This is a genomic window from Chitinophaga caseinilytica (assembly GCF_038396765.1).
In the GTDB taxonomy this organism is placed as follows: Bacteria; Bacteroidota; Bacteroidia; order Chitinophagales; family Chitinophagaceae; genus Chitinophaga; species Chitinophaga caseinilytica.
The window spans coordinates 2,420,040-2,440,120 of the sequence record NZ_CP150096.1 but is presented as its reverse complement, the minus strand read 5'-3'; the positions used below and the strand labels follow the sequence as shown (position 1 = coordinate 2,440,120).

The 20,081-nt window shown below is 53.5% G+C and carries 14 protein-coding genes and 1 tRNA gene; 11 read left to right on the top strand and 4 right to left on the bottom strand.

What is annotated here, in order from left to right; genetic code table 11:
* Positions 1-29 precede the first annotated feature (29 nt).
* Positions 30-827, top strand: a complete 798-nt coding sequence (locus tag WJU22_RS10220) for a DUF2306 domain-containing protein (protein ID WP_341843137.1) — start codon at positions 30-32, stop codon at positions 825-827.
* A 13-nt stretch (positions 828-840) separates the two neighbouring features.
* On the opposite strand, the gene WJU22_RS10215 is transcribed toward WJU22_RS10220, so the two are convergent.
* Together WJU22_RS10215 and WJU22_RS10210 are read right to left on the bottom strand one after the other, a co-directional pair.
* A complete protein-coding gene (locus WJU22_RS10215; RefSeq protein ID WP_341843136.1) occupies positions 841-4,248 on the bottom strand; it encodes a hypothetical protein in 3,408 nt (1,135 codons plus the stop codon).
* Positions 4,249-4,596: 348 nt separating this feature from the next.
* Positions 4,597-5,064, bottom strand: a complete 468-nt coding sequence (locus WJU22_RS10210) for a hypothetical protein (RefSeq protein ID WP_341843135.1) — start codon at positions 5,062-5,064, stop codon at positions 4,597-4,599.
* A gap of 270 nt (positions 5,065-5,334) precedes the next feature.
* Here WJU22_RS10210 and WJU22_RS10205 point away from each other — a divergent pair, with 270 nt between their 5' ends.
* The gene (locus WJU22_RS10205; RefSeq protein ID WP_341843134.1) at positions 5,335-5,901 is read left to right on the top strand and encodes a hypothetical protein; all 567 of its coding nucleotides are present in this window, start codon (positions 5,335-5,337) and stop codon (positions 5,899-5,901) included.
* A 190-nt stretch (positions 5,902-6,091) separates the two neighbouring features.
* Positions 6,092-6,493 (top strand): hypothetical protein, encoded by a 402-nt coding sequence (locus WJU22_RS10200; protein ID WP_341843133.1) that lies wholly within the window; start codon positions 6,092-6,094, stop codon positions 6,491-6,493.
* Between the two features lie 87 nt (positions 6,494-6,580).
* On the opposite strand, the gene WJU22_RS10195 is transcribed toward WJU22_RS10200, so the two are convergent.
* Together WJU22_RS10195 and WJU22_RS10190 are read right to left on the bottom strand one after the other, a co-directional pair.
* Positions 6,581-6,654 (bottom strand) — tRNA-Asp (locus tag WJU22_RS10195).
* A gap of 71 nt (positions 6,655-6,725) precedes the next feature.
* On the bottom strand, positions 6,726-7,436 hold the full coding sequence (locus tag WJU22_RS10190; RefSeq protein WP_341843132.1) for a FadR/GntR family transcriptional regulator: 711 nt from the start codon (positions 7,434-7,436) through the stop codon (positions 6,726-6,728).
* Positions 7,437-7,662: 226 nt separating this feature from the next.
* On the opposite strand from WJU22_RS10190, the gene WJU22_RS10185 reads away from it, so the two are divergent.
* From WJU22_RS10185 to WJU22_RS10150, 8 genes are all read left to right on the top strand, one after another.
* Positions 7,663-11,037, top strand: coding sequence for a SusC/RagA family TonB-linked outer membrane protein (locus WJU22_RS10185; protein WP_341843131.1), 3,375 nt, complete (start codon positions 7,663-7,665; stop codon positions 11,035-11,037).
* A gap of 21 nt (positions 11,038-11,058) precedes the next feature.
* Positions 11,059-12,630 (top strand): RagB/SusD family nutrient uptake outer membrane protein, encoded by a 1,572-nt coding sequence (locus WJU22_RS10180; protein ID WP_341843130.1) that lies wholly within the window; start codon positions 11,059-11,061, stop codon positions 12,628-12,630.
* 32 nt (positions 12,631-12,662) lie between these two features.
* Positions 12,663-13,598 carry a dihydrodipicolinate synthase family protein gene (locus WJU22_RS10175; RefSeq protein ID WP_341843129.1) on the top strand — a complete coding sequence of 312 codons (936 nt, stop codon included), beginning with the start codon at positions 12,663-12,665 and terminating at the stop codon, positions 13,596-13,598.
* A 187-nt stretch (positions 13,599-13,785) separates the two neighbouring features.
* Positions 13,786-16,221 carry a sodium:solute symporter family transporter gene (locus tag WJU22_RS10170; protein ID WP_341843128.1) on the top strand — a complete coding sequence of 812 codons (2,436 nt, stop codon included), beginning with the start codon at positions 13,786-13,788 and terminating at the stop codon, positions 16,219-16,221.
* 14 nt (positions 16,222-16,235) lie between these two features.
* Positions 16,236-17,450, top strand: coding sequence for an AGE family epimerase/isomerase (locus WJU22_RS10165; RefSeq protein ID WP_341843127.1), 1,215 nt, complete (start codon positions 16,236-16,238; stop codon positions 17,448-17,450).
* Positions 17,426-18,910 carry a sialate O-acetylesterase gene (locus WJU22_RS10160; protein ID WP_341843126.1) on the top strand — a complete coding sequence of 495 codons (1,485 nt, stop codon included), beginning with the start codon at positions 17,426-17,428 and terminating at the stop codon, positions 18,908-18,910. Before WJU22_RS10165 ends, WJU22_RS10160 begins: the two co-directional genes overlap by 25 nt.
* 9 nt (positions 18,911-18,919) lie before the next feature.
* Positions 18,920-19,375 (top strand): sialidase family protein, encoded by a 456-nt coding sequence (locus WJU22_RS10155; RefSeq protein WP_341843125.1) that lies wholly within the window; start codon positions 18,920-18,922, stop codon positions 19,373-19,375.
* Complete coding sequence (locus tag WJU22_RS10150) at positions 19,297-20,079, top strand: sialidase family protein (protein WP_341843124.1); 783 nt, start codon at positions 19,297-19,299, stop codon at positions 20,077-20,079. The genes WJU22_RS10155 and WJU22_RS10150 overlap by 79 nt, the downstream gene beginning before the upstream one ends.
* The last annotated feature ends 2 nt before the right edge of the window (positions 20,080-20,081 follow it).

Sequence of the window (20,081 nt, the reverse complement as noted above, 5' to 3'; positions counted from 1 at the left end):
GCTCATGATATAGCCGTTATTTTCATATTATGAACAAAAAAGCGGCTCATCCCTTACATTATGCGGTCCGGCTATGGTTTATCGTCATCTGCCTGGGCCAATCCATCTTTGCCTATTACATCCTGATGCAGTATTACCGGAATACGGCGTTGGGGGACCTGGAAAAGTGGAACAACGTCAATCCTCATTTTTACGACAAAAGCGATCTTACCGGCAACATTATTTTCGGGCTGCATGTGGCGCTGGCGGCGGTGATCACCATTTTAGGGCCTTTGCAGCTGGTGCCATCGCTGCGGGCGCGGGTGCCGCGGTTCCACCGGATCAGCGGGCGGGTTTACATCGCATCCGCGTTCCTGGTGAGTGTGGCGGGGATTTACCTTACCTGGGTGCGGGGGGCGGTGGGAGGCCCGGTGATGCAGGTGATGATTAGCGCCAATGCCGCGATCATTCTTATTTGTGCTTATTTCGCGATCAGGAGCGCCATGGAACGGAGGTTCAAGGTGCATCAGCAATGGGCGGTGCATCTTTTCCTGGGGATGAGCGGGGTTTGGATGTTCCGTGTTTTCCTCATGCTTTGGCTGCTGATCCACCGCGCGCCCGTGGGCTTTGATCCCAAAACTTTCACGGGGCCCTTTCTGACGGTGCTGGCGGTGTCCGTATATATTATGCCCCAGGCGATAGCAGCGTGGTACTTCGGCGTGAGGGGTTCCGGCCCCGCTTACCAGCGAACGGTTTTCGCCACTTTCCTGACGCTGGTTTCGCTTGGGATGGCGGTTGGGTCGTTCGCGGCAACGATGGGGATGTGGATGCCGAGGGTGATGGAGTAAGGGAGGCCCCTTCCTACTGTCCGGCATAGCCGTATTCCACTTTTTTAAGGATTTTCTTGTTATGGTCGCGCACCAATACCAATCTCCCGAAGGAATCATATTCGTAGAAAGTGGTAAAATTATTGGCATCCGTCTGGCTGGTCATGCCTATCAATGGCGCATAAGTATAAGTCGATACACTTACCTGGCCGTTATTGGCAAACCAGGCACGGATTTTATTCAGTTCAGCCCTGATCTGCGCATCCGTATATGCACTCGCATTATCGAGCATACTCTGATTGATAAGGCTCGATACCGTCGCATAATCACTTCCTACGACTTTTGCGACGGGATAGGAACCGTTGTATCCCCACAGGTATACTTCCTTCACATCGTTTGCCTTTTGCTTTTCCGTCGGATTCCCATAAGCGTCATAGTTACTGAACAATACGCGTGCTTTGTAGCGGGCATCTGCAGCAAATTGGGTAGCATTCCGGGAAGCAGGCAATTGCCCGACGGGTGCGTTGGAGAACTTAAATGAGGCCCCCGGAATAGCCTGGTTGGTTTCCAATATGTTAACGGATTGAACTTTCCCCCATCCCGTGGGATAATAATTCGTAAGGCTACCTCCGGTAACCGAAAGGGTACCCAATGGCTGTTCTTTTAGCTTCACCGTCTCTATTGGCACCGATACTATATTCTTCCTGATCAAATTATCAATGGCAGCATTCCCAGGTGCATATTCCTTTGGATAGGTGTAATATTCCTTTGACAGGGAGCCATCGCTTTGGGCGATGGATTTACAAACAGGCAGAAAACTCTTGCCGCTATTTTCTATCATAGTCGTTGTTGTAAATGCTCCGTTTTCCTGATAAAGTGTTTCTGTTGTTTTTTCAAGTAATATGGTTCCGGAATGATGACCATAATATGTAAACAAAACAGAATGCCGGCCATTCACAAGATCCCGGCTGTTTATATTCACTTGTAAACCTTTGCTGACCGGTTCGAGCGTCTTCCTATACGTATTTTCAATTTTACGGACAGGGCTATAAGACCGCGTTACAGTATCATATTTGTAATCCACCTGCTGCGTCAAAAAGCCGCGCAACCAGTCCCGGCGATCTGCAGGAGGATTGGGGGCATCGTAGTAGGAAAACCCTGCGGCGCTGGCACTACCTCTATATAACAAGTCCGGCGATTCCAAAGGCCCCATAAACGAGTACCCTGTTTTCCCCAGCGGCACACCGGTTTCAGACACGGCTTTCTCTTCAACATACCGGTATCCTACAAAGGAATTATGCGTGGTGCTTAAAGGATTTACGGAATTGTAGGAAATGCCCAGGTATCTGCAAGGGCCGCCATTTTTATCATATACATCAAATAAAAACTGATATAGCGGTGTAGCCAGCAATTGACCCGAACTTCCGTCCTGTTCGTACTTATATTCCTTACATAACGATTGCCGGGTCACCGAATCATACTGCCTACACTTTCTTACCCGTATCCCTCCTACTTTTGGCGGCTGCCCTTGCGAGCCCTGCTCGCTCGTTATCGTATACAATCCGGATATCACGGCGCTATGTAACTTTTGATGGTCAGGATTTTGCGGATTGTTTAACAATGCATAAGAAGGACAATGGTAAAGGCGGTAAGCTCCTGGTTGAAGGTTAACATTGAAATTTCCATCGTGATTCCCACTCCAGATGACACGGCCGGTTGCGACATGCATAATGTAGAACCTCAAACCACCGGCGGGATAGTAAGGAACATCAGTTAGCAGTACCTGTGCACTACCCGTACTCCCATTTAATACATTAAACTCAACATAATAGTTCCTAACCATATTGCCATTCCCGTCTGGCCGCATTTCGTAATTCAAACCTTCATACCACCCATTCACGTTATACTTATAGTGGCTTAGGGAGATGGAATAGATTTCGGTTCTTTTGGTAACTTTTGGAGGTATGTAAGGACTTGGGCCTGCATCATTTGATTCAAATTCGTACTCCGTAAAGCCTCCTGCGGCATGGTTTATTTTGTACAAGCTTCCTTGTTTGGCATACTGAGCATCGGGGCTTTTACCTCCAATATAAACCATTGGGTTGGGGCTGCCGGTCTGAAGAGGATCTATCAATACATAAGGGATCTCCGCTGATGGATTATCTGCTTTATTCGCGTACCCCCAGTGATCGGTCAATGGAGAAGCCCTATGCGGCAGTCCGTACTCCGTATGGTATTCAAAGCGCTGGCCATTATTCAGCGGAACCCCGTTTGCATCCTGTTCTGTCCATTTCATTAGCATTAATCGCCGGCTAAAAGACGCGGGAGGCGTAATAGTCGAAGAAACGAAGAAATTGCTGCTGCCTGCAGGATTGATGCTTGCGTAATCTACCAGGCTGTTCCCGATCAAATATTTATAATCCAGCTTAAATTGTTTTACTACATGGCCCGGTTTGTCTTCGACAATAATTCTATTAAGCGCATGGTCGCCCACAAGATCCGCCCGTCCCAGTGTTGCAGGAATGAACCTGATTTTCCCGCCCGGGAATTCAATTGAAGACAATCTTTTGGAATTCACATACTGCCTGGGTATGGAGGTGGCCGACGGATAATTTTCGCATTGGCCATTTAATTTCACATGACTTGTTTTTGTGGGCGCAAGGTCATACGCCAAATTAATGGTTACGTAATTAAACTTTATCTTTTCTCCAGAGGGCGCCTCCATTTCCGTTAAGTACCAGCTGTTAACGCATCGTCCGGTAGTAGCGAACCCGCTTCCGGGTAGCTCATTATTCCTGGAAGCCGAAAGTGTTTTTTCAAAGTCCTTAAAGCGGTAAATAATTCCTTTATCGTCAATAATCTGCCACTCCGAAATGCATGTAGCGGTACCATCTGAAAACTGGAAAATGGAAACATTCCCCTTAGTAATCTTACAATTACTTTTGGGAATTAACCGGGGCGTTCCGGTGGTATCAAAGACGAATCTGCCCGAACCACCGGGAAGGCTATAGAAAAATAAATCCTGCTGCGAATCGATCGTGCCTTCCGCCATGCCCAGAAAGGCTGAATTATAAGGCGTTTGCGGCGGCACGGTGTAGTCAATATAGCCAAAGGTCGGTGTTTCATCCGGCAGCCCCATTACCGACCTCGTGATAACTCCGCCTGCGTTGAGATTCCAACCCAGCCCGCACCAGGAGGCCATGTCGGCCACTTTGACCCCACCGGAGGTATAACTCAGTGTAATTGGAAGCTGCAAAACACCTGCATTCACCGTCCAGACAGGTATTGATATCTGCGGCGTACCTGTATACAGCCCCATCTGCGTTTCGGTATTAAATACCAGGTTGGCTGCATTTGGCGCGGGAGGAATAATTGCCTTTTCCTGGGCCAACGAAAGCTTCGCCCATGTGATTACCAAACAAGTAAGTACTTTTCTTAACATAGCTCTAAACATTGACAATAATACTTTTTACGTATTGTGCTGTTTAATTGGGGGAGAGCTTGAACTTTGAGGATGTGTGCCAGTTCGTTAAGGAAGTAATGCTAACATGCTGTTCAAGACAGCGCTGCTTACAAAAAAAGGGATAACAACTTGCGTAAAATAGTCACGCCAATGATTGGTTCAGTGACTTGTGTGAAAGTAAAGATACGGGACAATATGGCAAAATATATTTTTGCTTTAACAACGTTCATTTCATGTAATGCATGTATGTTTTGCGTGAAGAAAAAAGGTGCGTAACATGCGATCCACTGAAAAATCGTGAAGGCAATTTATCTAAACCGGAAGCAATTATTCCGATGAATTGCGGATTTTCCTGACCTTGTCAATAAAACTGACCCACTCTTTATACGCTTCGATATGTTGTTCAAAACCGATGTCTGTGGTTAATAGTTTGCCTTCTGTTGGCGATTGAATCTGAAAATCATGGTCCAGTATGATTTCGGAACAATCCCGTAAATGGTTAAACCGCCTATCCATATTTCCTCCAGCTCCCAGCTCAACATATAAATTGTCTTTCCAAAATGAAAAGATGTAGTAGCAGCCATCAATATCTGCCTCAAGGTAAAAATGTTGTTCGGGAAACTCTTTTTCTGAGTCAATTACGGTTTTGGAAAAGTGAAAATCGGGGTTGGGCAGATTCAAGTCGGTTATTTCGCTGAAGGATTCCGTCAATGCTTTGGCTAGAGAAATGTTTCTCACCAATGCAGTCTGGTTGTCCAGTTCAATCGTTCTTTTGAATGTGAAGTCATAAGGCATAACTCGATCGGTTTAATGAAGTTCTGAGTACATCCAATACGCCATGGACAGCGGGGATGTAATCAGACTTTAGCAATTTAAGTTGATTTAGAAAGATAATGGAAAACAAATGGAAATACGCGGATCACTGAAGGATCGTGCGGGCAGGGAGGGGCGATTATCGAACTGTCTGGATCAAATCACCAAATAAATGCGATGTAGCAACGCCAAATGATAAACTCATATATCATTCCATTTGTTTCCATATTTTAGATTCCGATTAAGATTTAGATGAAATCAAGATTTGAAATATTAGCATCGTTACCAGTATATGGCCCCATGTACATTCCCGTAACTGAAAGCAAAAACGGGTTCTCTTCTGAGGGTTTTGTCGTTCGTTTTCACCGCGTGGACGGTACAGATTGGGTGGCAAACTTTGAAAAGGGGTGGACTAGGTTCAACCTGGTCCATGAGTTTCCCGGTTACCCAAATTTGCTTGTAGTTGCAGGCGGGCGATGTTATGTCATGAATCCCGAATCAACGGAGCCGGTTGCTATCTTTGGGATTTACTATGAAGGTAGCCTAACATTATCCGATGGTCGGCTGATTTTATACGATCTGACAGAAATTACGCTTGTCGAATTGAATTGCCAATTTAAGCATTCCGAGAGAATTTCCTGGGATGGTATTAAAGAAGTAAGTCTGAAGGATGGCCTAGTAAGAGGATTAGCTTATGACCCTATTCAAGATGCTGATGATTGGAAGCCTTTTACGCTGGATATCAGTAATTTTGAAATCAACGGAGGGAGTTACCTTATCGGCAGAGAGGTCAAAAAACCTTGGTGGAAAATCTGGTAAAGAGGATAATTGTACAAATGTTAACGCTTCCTTCGGATAGAACGTTGACAGGAAAACATACTCGACTAAAAATAGAAAACCAGCGCCTAGCGCGGGTCTCTTCTATATCGTGCGGGCTGGGAGGGACGATTATCGAACTCAATCCCCAATTTGTCTATCTTTAAGTTATATCCCATCAGCGATTTTATCTATGAATTTGAGAGTTAAGAAAGTTAAGCTTCCAAAAACAATGGCGTATTCACTGAAATCATCTTTTCTCGAACAAGTAATTCTGGAATCAAAATTTGATATCGCCAATATCGAGCATGTTGATTACTTCCCCCTTAAAGGACATGAGCATTTGTTCGGAGCACATTACAAAGGGAAAAAGGATAGGTTTTTTGCATCTCCAGGGACTATAAATATTGATATTCATGCAGTTCCATTAAGTGAGTATAGGAAAATCAAAGACGCTCTGGTTTCGACAATAGCCAATGAATTTAAAGAATGGCTGAACAAACTAGAAGAAAATTCATACGATTTGCTTGACAGGTCACATGGGTTCCATGTCTGGATTCGCAACAATCATATAGTCGTAGAGAAAGGGATATGACATTCAATTTTGGGGTATAACTATACCTTAACTCACTCGATTAAAAAAAGAAAACCCGCGCCTAGCGCGGGTCTCTGAAAAATCGTGCGGACCGGACGGGACTCGAACCCGCGACCTCCGCCGTGACAGGGCGGCATTCTAACCGACTGAACTACCGATCCATTTCCCCTTTCGGGGCAGCAAAGAAAAGATTTAATTTTTAATTGACCAATTTTTTTCCGGAAAATTGTGATCAATCGAAAAGCCGGGCGAAATGATTCTCCAGGTGATTGCGCATCGCATTGCGGAAAAGCTCCGGGGAACCGTTTTGCAGGATATCCACCAAACCCTTGTGGCTGACGAAATTCCGAACGGTAGACTGCTTACCGAGCAATCCGCTGTGATGCACGTAGTCGAACACAGGCAACAGCATTTTCTGGAACTTCTTCAGCGTGGCGTTCCCCGTGATCTCATACAACTTTCCGTGGAAAGCGATCTCGTGGCTGATGTTGAAAATATGGTTCTCCCCCACGTTCGCGGGCTCGTTGTTGACGATGTTGTTGAGGTCTTCGATATCCTGTGGACGAAGGTTCTGAAACAGCAAATCCGCCATTCCGATCTCCAGCACCAAACGTATCTCGAAAATATCCTTAAGCGTTTCTTCGCTCAGGATGTAGGGATTCATGCTTTTGCCCATGATGTCCAGGATATCAGGGCTCGTGATCACCGCGCCCTTCTTCTTTTTGGACTCGATCAGCCCCATCATCCGCAGGCGCAACAGGGCCTCGCGCACCACTGTGCGGCTCACACCCAATGCCTCGGCCAATTCCAGCTCCTTGGGAATCGAATCCCCCACTTTCAGCTTCCGGTCCTGCAACAACGCCACCAGGTTGGCCTCCACCTTGTCTACCAGCGAACTGGTATCCACCGTCTTTAAACTGTCTTTTAGATCGACCAGGTTCATAAATATGTATTACTTATAAGGCAAATATAGGAATTGTCATTGTAAATCTTCGCTAAACAATCGATTCCAAAATTTTAACTAATCTAGCTGTATATCAATATCTTATCATGTAAACTTCTTGATTTTTTGTTAACGCAACCCAAAATCCCGATTTAAAATTGGCTTCTTCCCGGATTTGTTTACTTTTGTTATGTTATACATAATACAACCAAAATTCCTTTCCATTATGAAATTCGCGTGCTTACGGGGCCTCGTCTTCCTGACCAGCCTCCTCCTCTCCATCTCCGCCCGGTCGCAATCCGGGCCCCTCACCGGGAAGGTCATCTCCGGAGACGATAACACCCCCCTCATCGAGGTTACCATCGTCATCAAAGCCAAAAAGAAAGCCGTTCAATCCGACACAAAAGGCGAATTCTCCATCGATGCGCAACCCGGAGACGTACTCTCCGTTTCCTACATCGGGTTCTCCCCGCAGGATATCCCCGTCGGCCAGAACCGCCACATCAACATCGTCCTCGCCTCCGCCGCCTCCAAAATGGATGAAGTAGTCGTAACCGGCTACGGCAGCGCCAAACGGTCCAAACTCACCTCCAGCATCGCTAAACTCGACAACAAAATCCTCGAGACCGGCCTCCGCTCCAACCCCGCCCAGGCCCTCGCCGGCACCATCCCCGGCGTTCGCGTGGCCACCGGCTCCGGAAGGCCCGGCGCCCTGCCCAGCATCGTGCTCCGCGGCGGCACCAACTTCGACGGGTCCGGCAGTCCTTTAATTATTATCGACGGACAAGTCCGCGGCTCCATGAGCGACATCAACCCGGACGACATCGCTTCCGTCGAAGTCCTCAAAGACGCTTCCGCCACCGCTATTTACGGCGCGCGCGCCTCCAATGGCGTAGTGCTCATCACCTCCAAACGCGGCAAAGCCGGTAGCTCCTCCATCAGCCTCAACGCCAAACGCGGATACAGCTATCTCAACTCCCCTTACGAATTCCTCAACGCGGAAGATTATATCCGCTGGACGCGCCTCGGCGTAGTGGAAGCCATCAAAAACGGCACCCTCGCCCCCTCCGCCCTCGCGGCCGTTGGCCCCCGCGGCACCGGGAACCTCTATAAAGACGCCCAGGGGAACATCCTCGACGGTAATTACGACTCCCGCGCCATATGGTCTACCATGCGCCTCACCGACGCCAACCGCGAACTGCTCAATACCAACGACGGCTGGAAAGTGATGACCGACGCCGTGAAAACCAACGCCGCCGGCGAATACGATCCCAACGGCACCAACGCGCAACTGCTCTATAAGAACTTCAATTACGGCGACTACGCCTTCAAATCGCCCGCCAAAACACAGGATTACAACGTGGGCATGAGCGGCGGCAACGACCGTGGGAAATACTACGCCAACATCGGCTACTACGACGAAGAAGGCCTGCCCATCAACGTTTTCTACAAACGCATTTCCTTTACGGGCAACGGCGATTATAAAATCCGCGACTGGCTGACCTCCGAAACGGGCCTCCAGTACACCATGGCCAACTGGCGCGATCAGAGCCTGAACAACGGCGAATCCAACTACTGGGGCCGCATGCTCTCCGCCCCGCCCACCATGCGCGGCACCAACGCCAAAGGCGAACTCATCCTCGGAAGGGACGCCAGCGACGGCAACCCCATCGTCAATGCCGACAAATACATCCGCAAGTTCCAAACCGATAAATTCACCCTCAGCCAGGCGCTGAAAATCGATTTCACGAAACAACTCTACGGCCGCGTGCGCGCCATCCTCATGTACGACGAGGGCTTCGACGAGTCCTTCAACAAGGATTTCCGCACCGGACTTCTGAGCCTCACCAATCCGAACACCGGCTGGAACCGCGACCGCTCCAGCTCAGCCGGCTTCGACCGCACCATCCGCCAGACGTACAATGCCACGCTCAATTACAAAGGATCCCTCGGCAAGCATAACCTCGACGCAATGGCCGGTTTCGAATATTACGATGCGTATAACAAAGGCGTGTCCGCCAGCGGAAGACTTGCGCCCACAGACGATTTCATGGACCTGGGCCTCACCCTCAACAATAACCTGACCCAAACCCGCGGCACCGATTCCTGGCACAACCGCGAAAGGATCATGTCGGGCATCGGCAACCTGATGTACGACTACGACGGGAAATATCTCGCCACGTTCACCGTGCGCCGCGACGGATATTCCCGCCTCATCGGCGACAACCAGTACGGTACCTTCCCCGCGTTTTCCGTGGGCTGGCTCGCACATGAAGAGGATTTTATGAGCAGCGTGAAAGATTGGCTCTCTTTCCTGAAACTCCGCGCCAGCTGGGGCATGAACGGCAACATCGGCATCGGCACGGCCAACGCCATCGGGATTTATGAGCTCCAGGGCTCGTACGGCACACAAACGCCCTACAACGGCGTTACCGGCTACCTGCAGACCGGCATCGCCAATCCGAAGCTGAAATGGGAAAAATCGAAAACGGTGGAAGTGGGAACGGAGCTCGGGTTCCTCAACAACCGCATCACAGCGTCTTTCGCGTATTACAACAGGCTGACGACCGATAAGATCGCCAACATCCTGCTGCCCACTTCCTCCGGCATTTCCTCCATCCGCACCAACAACGGCAGCATGCGCAACCGCGGGTTCGAGATGGAAGTGAGCGGAAAGGTGATCCAGAAAAAAGACCTGAGCTGGACCGTAGCCGCCAACGCCAGCTGGAACAAGAATACCATCGTGAAACTTCCTTACAACGGCAACGACAAAAACCGCCAGGGTGGCCAGCAAGTGTACGACCCTGCTACCGGCGGGCTCATCTGGGTGGGCGGTTTGCAGGAAGGAATGGAATGGGGCGATGTGTATGGGTTCGTGAGCGATGGGATCATCCGGAACGACAAAGACCTCGCCTCCTACAACAAGATCGACATCGCGGCAGGCGAAACGCAATACGGCGCCGCCGCCGGGAAACGCGTGGCCAGTCAGCAACTCATCACCGAAAAAGGGCTCACCAACCACATCAGCACCAAACTGGGCGATATGATGTGGCACGATTTCGATAAGAACGATACGATCGATTACCGCGATATGCGCAGGCTCGGGCGCTCCGTTCCCCGCTGGACCGGCGGTGTAAATACCACCGTGAACTGGAAGAACTTCCGCCTGTTTGCCCGTGTAGACTTTGCACTGGGGCATATCCAGCAGGATTTTATGCAGATGTGGTCGCTCGGGAGCTTCCAGGGAGAATTTAACGCCACCACGGCGGTGAAAGACACCTGGACGCCGGAGAACCCTAACGCTAAATATCCCCGCTACACCTGGGCCGACCAACTGAACACCAAGAACTACGACCGGCCCAGCAGCATGTTCTGGGTGAATTCCAGCTACCTCTGCTTCCGCGACGTATCCCTCAGCTACAGCCTGCCTGCCAGCCTGCTGAAACCCGCGCGGATCACGGGGCTCACCCTCACGGTAACCGGCCAGAACCTCGGCTACATCACCAACAGCCAGCTGAAACTGCCCGAGCGCACCGGTTCGCAGAACAGTGCCTACACCATCCCAACGCAACTCGTATTCGGCGCCAACCTTACTTTCTAATCCATCCAAAAAATTTCCGAAATGAAAAAACTTACATATTTCGCGAAGGCGCTGCTCGTCACGGTACTGTTCGCCTCCTGTCAGAAAACGCTGGAACTGTCGCCCGAAGATTATTTCGGTGACGGCAACTTCTGGAAGAACGAGACACAGGTCGTCAATTTCATGGTGGGGCTGCACAAACAGTTCCGCGATAACCAGTTCATGTTTTACCGTTTGGGCGAAATGCGCGGCGGCGGCATGAGCAACGTGGACGTGCAGAATACTTCCCTCAACGAGCTCCAGGTCATCGAACAGCGGATCGAGGAGAATTCTGCCGGTGTTACGGGATGGGCCGGATTTTACGCACCGATCCTCCAGCTCAACCTCTTCATCCAGAAAGCCAACGAGTCTGGTTTCCTTTCCACCGAAAAGAAAAATTACCTCCTCGGACAGGCCTATGCCATGCGGGCGTGGTATTACTTCCAGCTGCTGCGCACTTACGGCGGCGTGCCCATCCGCACCGAACCGGAAGTCCTCAACGGCACCACCGACGTTGTGCAGCTGCGCAAGGCAAGAGCCTCCGAAGCGGACGTGCTCACCCTCGTGAAAAGCGACATCAACCAGGCGATGCAATTCTTCGGCACTTCGGCTTCCGCAGATAAAACGCAGTTCACGCCCGATGCGGCGAGGATGCTGAAAGGCGAAGTTTTTCTATGGTCTGCCAAAGTATACGGCAACACCGCCGATCTGAACGAAGCGAAAACCGCGCTCACGGCCATCGGCGGCTATCAGTTGCTGCCTTCGTTCGCCAACGTGTTCGCCTACAACAACAAGGGAAATGCGGAAATTATCTTCGCCATCCGTTACCGGGTGGCCGAATCGGAAATGAACGTAGCCTCCCACCTGTATTCGACGTTCAACTTCAACGGGCTGCATTATAAAGATTCGCTCGTGAGCGAAGGCGTGGGCAATTTCCTCGTTGACCCGCTGAAGATCGCGGATGTGAATTCCCTCCAGGTGATCCAGCGGTACCGGTATACGTTCGAGCTTTTCCAGTCGTACGATGTGGCGGATACGCGCCGCAATGCCACCTTCTATGATTATTACAAAGTGACCACCAGCACCACGCCCTACGTGGTGACCGTCCGCAACACCGCCCTGGTGAAGTTCCTCGGCACCATCGATGCCAACAAGCGCTATTTCGCCGACGACTGGCCGGTATACCGCGAGGCCGACCGGCAGCTCATGCTCGCCGAGATCGCCAACGCCCAGGGCCAGGACCCCACGGTTTACATCAAAGCCATCCGCGACAGGGCTTACGGGCCGGGCAACGACCCCACGCCTTTCGTGAACGGCGGCAAAGACGCCAATGAACTGGCGATTTTCCGGGAGCGGAGCAAGGAGTTCGTGTTCGAAGGCAAACGCTGGTACGATCTGCGCCGCATGCAGGTGGCAGGCCAGCCCATGGTCTTCAAATCCGCCGCGCATCCTTTCGGCGTGCTCGATAAAGCCACCCAGGGATACAAGGTCCTCTGGCCCGTGGAGCCCGCCATCTGGACGAACGATCCGCTCGTAAACCAGACGCCCGGATACATGACCGCCAAACCACAATAACTACATATCCATCATCAACGATTCTGAAGCGCATGAAACATTTGCAAGGACTGATTGCCGCTCCCTTCACGCCCATGAACGAGGCCGGAGCACTGAACACGAAACTGATCCCGGAGTATTACCGCCTGTTGAGAGCCAACGGCGTTAAAGGCGCTTTCATCTGCGGCTCCACCGGCGAGGGCGTTTCCATGACCGTCGCCGAAAAGAAAACCGTGACCACGGCCTGGGCCGAATGTACCCGGGGCGACGACGATTTCAAAGTAATGCTCCTGCTCGGCGGCACCTGCCTCGCCGACTGTAAAGAGCTGGCGCTGCATGCGAGAGACGCAGGTATTTACGCCGTATCGTTCACCGCGCCGTTCTACTTCAAGCCCGCCAGCGTGGAAGCCCTCGCCCGGTGCTGCGCAGAACTGGCCGCCGTTGTGCCCGACATGCCGTTTTACTACTATCACATCCCCGTGCTGAACGGTGTGAGCTTCGCGATGTACGACCTGCTCCAGGCCGTAGACGGGAAGATCCCCAACTTCGCCGGGGTGAAATACACGCACGAGGATTTCATGGACTTCCTTTCCTGCAGGAATTTCAAAGCCGGTAAGTACGACATGCTCTGGGGCCGCGACGAAAACATGCTGCCGGCACTCGCCATCGGCGCCAAAGGGGCCGTGGGCAGTACGTTCAACTACGCAGCGCCGCTATATCACCGGTTGACGGCCGCTTTCGAAAACGGTAAGCTGGAAAAGGCCGCGCAGTTGCAACAGCAGTCGATCGACATGATCCGCCTGCTCGGCAAATACGGCGGCATCGCTACCGGAAAAGCGTATATGAAACTGATCGGGCTGGATTGCGGGGAATTCCGGCTTCCGGTCTCCAACATGAGCGGCGCACAGTTCGAGCTGTTTAAAGAAGACGTTGCCGCGTTGGGGTTCGATCAATTTAAATCCCGGCCCGCGGCCAAGACCCATTCCTGAATAACATGCGATTCATCCGAGACATCAGATTCATGCTGACAGCAAGCCTGTTTTTTCCTGGATCAATAAAGGCAGCGCGCAACAACCGAACCATATCCGATGGGATGTTGCCGCCAAACTGCCTGAACTGCCCGATGGCGCCCCGCAACCTGGTGTTGCGGGTGCCTTCACGGGCGTACACAACAATGTGCTGCTCCTGGCCGGCGGCGCCAATTTCCCCGACGCCAAGCCCTGGGCCGGCGGTACCAAAACCTACCGCAACGAAGTTTATGTGCTCCGCGGCGATACGGTTTCCACGTTCCCGCTCGGCCGGTCTGTCGCCTATGGTGCCAGTGCCACCGTGCCAGCTGGCGTAGTGTGCATAGGCGGCGAAAATGCCGGCGGCCCCCTCGCGCAGGCGTTCCTCCTCCAATGGCAGGGGCGCGTAGTCGTGAAAGACCTGCCATCCCTGCCTTTCCCGCTCACCAATGCTTCGGCCACCGCCATCGGCTCCACCGTATTCGTGGCCGGCGGCGAAAACAGCGAACGCGTTTCCGACGCTTTCCTTTCCATCGACCTTTCCTCCGCCGCTCCCGCATGGAAGCGGCTTTCGCCCATCCCCAAACCGCTTTCCCACAGCGTGCTGGTGGCACAGTCCAACGGTTCCAAAACACAACTATTTCTCATCGGCGGCCGCGCGCGCACCGATTCCGGCATCAGCGAACTGAGCTCCGCCGCCTGGCGGTACGACCCCGGCAGCGACCGCTGGTCGGCCATCGCGCCCATCCACGACGAAAAAGGCATTACCCATCTTTCCGCTGCCACCGCAGTGGCCACCGGCGCCAGTTATATCCTGGTGGCCGGCGGCGACAAGGGCAACATCTTCCACCGGATCGAAAACCTCAACGCGCAAATCGCCCGGGCAACCGGCGAAGCCAAAGCGGAACTGACGGAAGAAAAACTGCGCATCCTCAACAACCATCCCGGTTTTAATACCGACATTCTTTTATACAATACCATTACCGACACCTGGACCGTTGCAGGCCAGCTCCCTTACCTCGCGCCGGTCACCGCTACGGCTGTGAAATGGAACGGCGACATTTACATCCCCAGCGGGGAGGTGCGCCCCGGCACGCGGACCATTGACGTGCTGCGGGGCTCCATCAGCAAACCGTCTTTCTTCTCCACCACCGACTACATCGTATTGGCGCTGTATTTCATCGGGATGGTGATCATCGGGTTGTGGACGTCGCGGCACCAGCATTCCACCGCCGACTATTTCAAAGGCGGCGAAAAAATCCCCGGGTGGGCGACGGGCCTCAGCATCTTCGGCGCCAAACTGAGCGCCATCACGTTCATCGGCATTCCGGCAAAAACCTATGCCACCGACTGGACGTACTTCTTCCTCCTCATGACCATCATTTGCTGCATGCCGTTCGTGGTGCGCTTTTTCATACCGTATTACCGCAGGCTGGGGGTTACATCATCTTACGAATACCTGGAAAAACGGTTCAGCTACGCCGTGCGCTCCGTTTCCGCGGGCATGTACATTTTATTGCAGCTCGGGCGGATGGGCATCGTGATCCTGCTGCCGGCCATCGCCCTGTCTGTCGTAACCGGCATCGACGTTAAACTGAGCATTCTCCTCATGGGCGCCGTGAGCCTGTTTTACACCGTGCTCGGCGGCATCGAGGCGGTGATCTGGACGGAAGTGGTACAGGTGATCATTTTGCTGGCGGGCGCGCTGCTGGCGCTGGTCCTCATCCCGATGTCGCTCACCAGCGACGGGGCGGCGGTTTCGCGGACGCTCGCGCAATACGACAAACTGAAGCTGTTCGACTTCCGTTTCGATTTTTCGTCTGCCACCTTCTGGGTGGTGATCATCGGCGGGTTCACGCTCAATCTCATCCAGTACGGCTGCGATCAGACCGTGGTGCAACGCTACCTGACCACGCCCGACGAGAAAACGGCCGTTCGCAGTCTCAAACTCGGCGCCTGGCTCACCCTTCCGTCTACCATCATTTTTTTCGCCATCGGCACGCTACTCTTTTTGTTTTACCGCGATCATCCCGGGCAGGTCAACATGGCGCTGGATGCACAGGACACCATTTTCCCCTGGTACATCGTGACGCAATTGCCCGCCGGCGTGGCAGGATTGGTGATCACCGCCATTTTCGCCGCGGCCATGGGCAGCCTGAACGGCAGTCTGAACGGGGTTTCCACGGTTTTCGTGAATGATTTCCTCCGGCGCCTGCAACCCGGAAAGGGCGACAAATTCTATCTCCGTTCCGCGAAGCTCACCACGCTGATCGTGGGGCTCGCGGGAACGGGGATCGCCTGGTCGATGGCGGAACATGGCGCCACCTCGCTGTGGGACCAGTTCAACCTCATCCTCGGCCTGTTTACCGGCGGGGTTGGCGGGCTCTTCGTGCTGGGGATCTTTACCCGCCGCGCCACGGACGCCGGCGCGGTTGCGGGGTTCGTGGCCAGCGCGGCGATACAGGTCGTACTGCTGCAATTCACCGACATGCACCTGCTGATGTACGCCTTCACAGGGCTCGCATCCTGCGTGATAGCCGGATACGGCTGGAGCGTGCTTTTCCCGAAAACACAAAACATTTCCGGTTTAACCATCTATCGATAAAAAAATAACGACTTATGCAATATTCTTTTCCCGAACTCGAAGCGCTGCGCGACTTTTACACCGGCCAACTACTGAACGATACCGTTCCGTTCTGGTTCCCGCGGTCGTACGACCACGAGCACGGCGGTTTCCTCCTCATGCGCGACGCCAACGGCCAGCTCATAGACGACGACAAGGCCGTCTGGATTCAGGGGCGGGCTACCTGGCTGCTGTCTACTCTGTACAATTCCGTGGTGCAGAGCCCGGAGTGGCTGGAAGGTGCGAAGCTGGGATATGATTTCCTCAACCGGCATTGCTTCGATACCGACGGGCGGATGTTTTTCCATGTGGCGCGCAACGGCGCTCCCATCCGCAAGCGCCGGTATTTCTTCTCCGAAACCTTTGCCGTGATCGCCATGGCGGCCTATGCGAGGGCTACGGGAAGCGAAGAAGCAGCCACCCGTGCACGGGCGCTGTTCGGCAAATGCGTGGAATACGCCACCACACCGGGCCTGCTCGATCCGAAATTCGAACCTACGCGCCCGGCCAAAGGGATCGGCGTTCCCATGATCATGCTCAACACCGCCCAGCAACTCCGCGACACCATCGGCGATCCCCGGTGCGATGCGCTGATCAGCCAATGGATCGACGAGATAGAAAAATACTTCGTGAAAGATGATATCCGCTGCGTGATGGAACAGGTGGCGCCCGACGGGAGCATCATCGATCATATCGACGGCCGCACCCTCAACCCCGGGCACGCCATCGAAGGCGCGTGGTTCATCCTGCACGAAGCGGTGCATCGCGGCAACGATCCCCGGCTCATCGACCTCGGCTGCCGCATGCTCGATTATATGTGGGAACGCGGATGGGACCACCAGCACGGCGGCATCCTCTATTTCCGCGACGTCTACAACAAACCCGTACAGGAATACTGGCAGGACATGAAGTTCTGGTGGCCGCACAACGAAGCCATCATCGCCACGCTCCTCGCCTACCTGGTGACGGGCAATCCCAAATATGCCGAATGGCACCGGATGGTACACGACTATTCCTACTCCCGCTTCCACGACAAGGAAAACGGCGAATGGTACGGCTACCTCCACCGCGACGGCAGCATCGCGCAAACGGCCAAGGGCAACCTGTTCAAAGGCCCGTTCCATTTGCCGCGGCAGGAATGGTATTGCATGCAAATCCTGAACAATCACCTGCAAAAGAACGCCGTATGGTCAGGAGCATCGCATGGCTGATAATTTTTCCGGTAACGGCTTTCGGACAGATCAGAATCAGTCCGCAATGGATGGACCATATGGTGTTGCAGCGCGGAAAACCCGTTTCTATCAGCGGAAAAGCCACGCCCGGCGCAACCGTGCAGCTTTCCTTCTCCGGAAAATCCGCCTCCGTGCGCACCGGGAAAGACAGCAGCTGGCAAATCCGCATCGGGCCGTTGAGGGCGAACGCACAGCCGGCGGATATGCGCATCACGGCGGGAAAGGACACCCTGGTCCTGAAAGACCTCCTCGTCGGCGACGTCTGGCTTTGCCTGGGGCAGTCGAACATGGAATTCCCGATGCGCAACGAAGCGCATTATGCCGAAGCGCGCCAGAACATCACGCGTGGGCCGGTGCGCTGGTATAATCCGACGTACGTGGGAAAAGGGATTTACAACCAACTTTTCTCCGACAGCCTGATGCAGCTTATCGACAACGGCGTGTTTTACACCGGTGCCTGGCAACGCTGCGATTCCGCCTCCCTGGCGGATATGAGCGCGGTGGCGTATTATTTCGCGGAGAAAGTGACGGCATCGGCCGGCGTGCCGGTGGGCCTGGTGCACCTCGCCATCGGCGGTGCTCCGCTGGAAACGTTCGTGCCGAAAGAAGCCCTGCTGGCCGACAGTGCATTTTCGCAAAAGGTGTGGGGCAACTGGCTTCGCAATCCCGCATTGCCGGATTGGTCGAGGGAGCGCGGGCGGCAGAACCGTGGGCACGACACAAGTGCCGGAGGCCCTGCGCATGGATATAAACCCGGGTTCGCGTTCGAAAAGGGATTGCGGGAACTGACGGGCAACCCTGTGGCAGGGATCCTTTTCTACCAGGGCGAAACCAACGCGCAGGAAACCGCACGGGTGGCGGAATACGGCAGGCTATTCGATGTGATGATGCAGGCGTACAGGGCTTTCTGGCCCGGCGTGCCCTGCTACTTCGTGCAGCTTTCCTCGATAGACAGTTCCGGTTACCGCTCCCAACTATGGCCGCAATTCCGCGACGAACAGCGCCGGATACTGCAAATGACGCCCAACACCGGCATGGCCGTTTCCAGCGACGTGGGCGCCCGCAACGATGTGCACCCGACCGACAAACGGACCGTAGGCTACCGCCTCGCCGCCTGGGCGCTCCATGATTTTTATAAATTCGGGAACGTGGTGCCGTCGGGCCCGCTCGTGGAAAAGGCGGTGTACCGGCAGGGAAAAATCATTCTTCATTTCAAATGGGCGGAGGGACTGGCAGCCGCCGGGGGCGCCTTGCTGAAGGGGTTTTCGCTGGACGGGACGCATTCCGCGCCGGCTTCCGTTCATGGAAATACCGTGGAAATCCCCTCTTCCGCAAAGCCTGCTTTCGTATATTACGGATGGCAGCCCTTTACAGACGCAAACCTCGTGAACGCCGCCGGATTACCGGCATCCACGTTCCGCATCCGTATCGAACCTTAAAAACAGATCATGATCAAAGCATATTTTCTATGTATCGTATTGGCGCTCGCTGGCTGGAAAACGCAGGCGCAATCTTTCACGCCCGTTTTTACCGGCGGGCAGGAAGGGCACAAAAGTTACCGCATCCCCGCCATCATATCCACCGGCGGTAAGTTGCTGGCCTTTTGCGAAGGACGGGTAGACCATGCCGGCGATTTCGGCGATATCAATATCGTATTGAAGGAAAGTAAAGACGGCGGAAAAACCTGGGGGCCGCTGCGCACGGTAGTCGACTACAACAACCTGCAAGCCGGCAATCCCGCGCCGGTGGTGGATCTTACCGATCCCGCGTACCCGAAGGGCCGGATTTTTCTTTTTACAATACCGGGGATAACCACGAAGGAGAAGTGCGCAAAGGCAAAGGGCTCCGCGAGGTCTGGTATAAAACCTCCATCGATGGCGGCGCCACCTGGTCGGATGCGGTGAACATCACCACGCAGGCCCACCGCCCCAACATGCCCGGCAAAAACCCGGCGTACAACTTCCCGGAAGACTGGCGCAGTTATGCCAACACGCCTGGCCATGCCCTCCAGTTCGCCGACGGTACATTCAAGGGCCGTATTTACGTTTCCGCGAACCATTCTGCCGGTAAACCGCAACCCGATTTCGGGGATTACAAAGCCCACGGCTACTATTCAGACGACCATGGCAAAACCTTCCACCTCAGCGAAACGGTGACTTTCCCCGGCGGCAACGAAGCCATGGCCGCGCAACTGAAAGGCAACCGGATGGTCATGAACATCCGCAACCAGCAGGGCAACGAACGGTATCGCATCATCGCCGAAAGCAGCGATGGCGGCCAGTCGTGGGACAGTACCTATTTCGACCGGCAACTGCCCGACCCCGTGTGCCAGGGCTCCGTGCTGAGCGTCGGGAATGCCCGCAACCGCCGGCTGATCGTTTGCAACAATGCCGACACCGCACAGCGGAACAACCTCGTGCTGCGCGTGAGCCGCAACGACGGGAAGTCGTACTACAAAAACATCCCGATCGCCAACCGGCCCAACAATCCGCGCCGCAACTCCCATACCGCTTATTCCGACCTCGTGGAAAACGGGCGCCGGAAAGTAGGCGTGCTATTCGAATATGACGACTACAAGCAAATCGTATTTACCACAATTGCCTATTGATC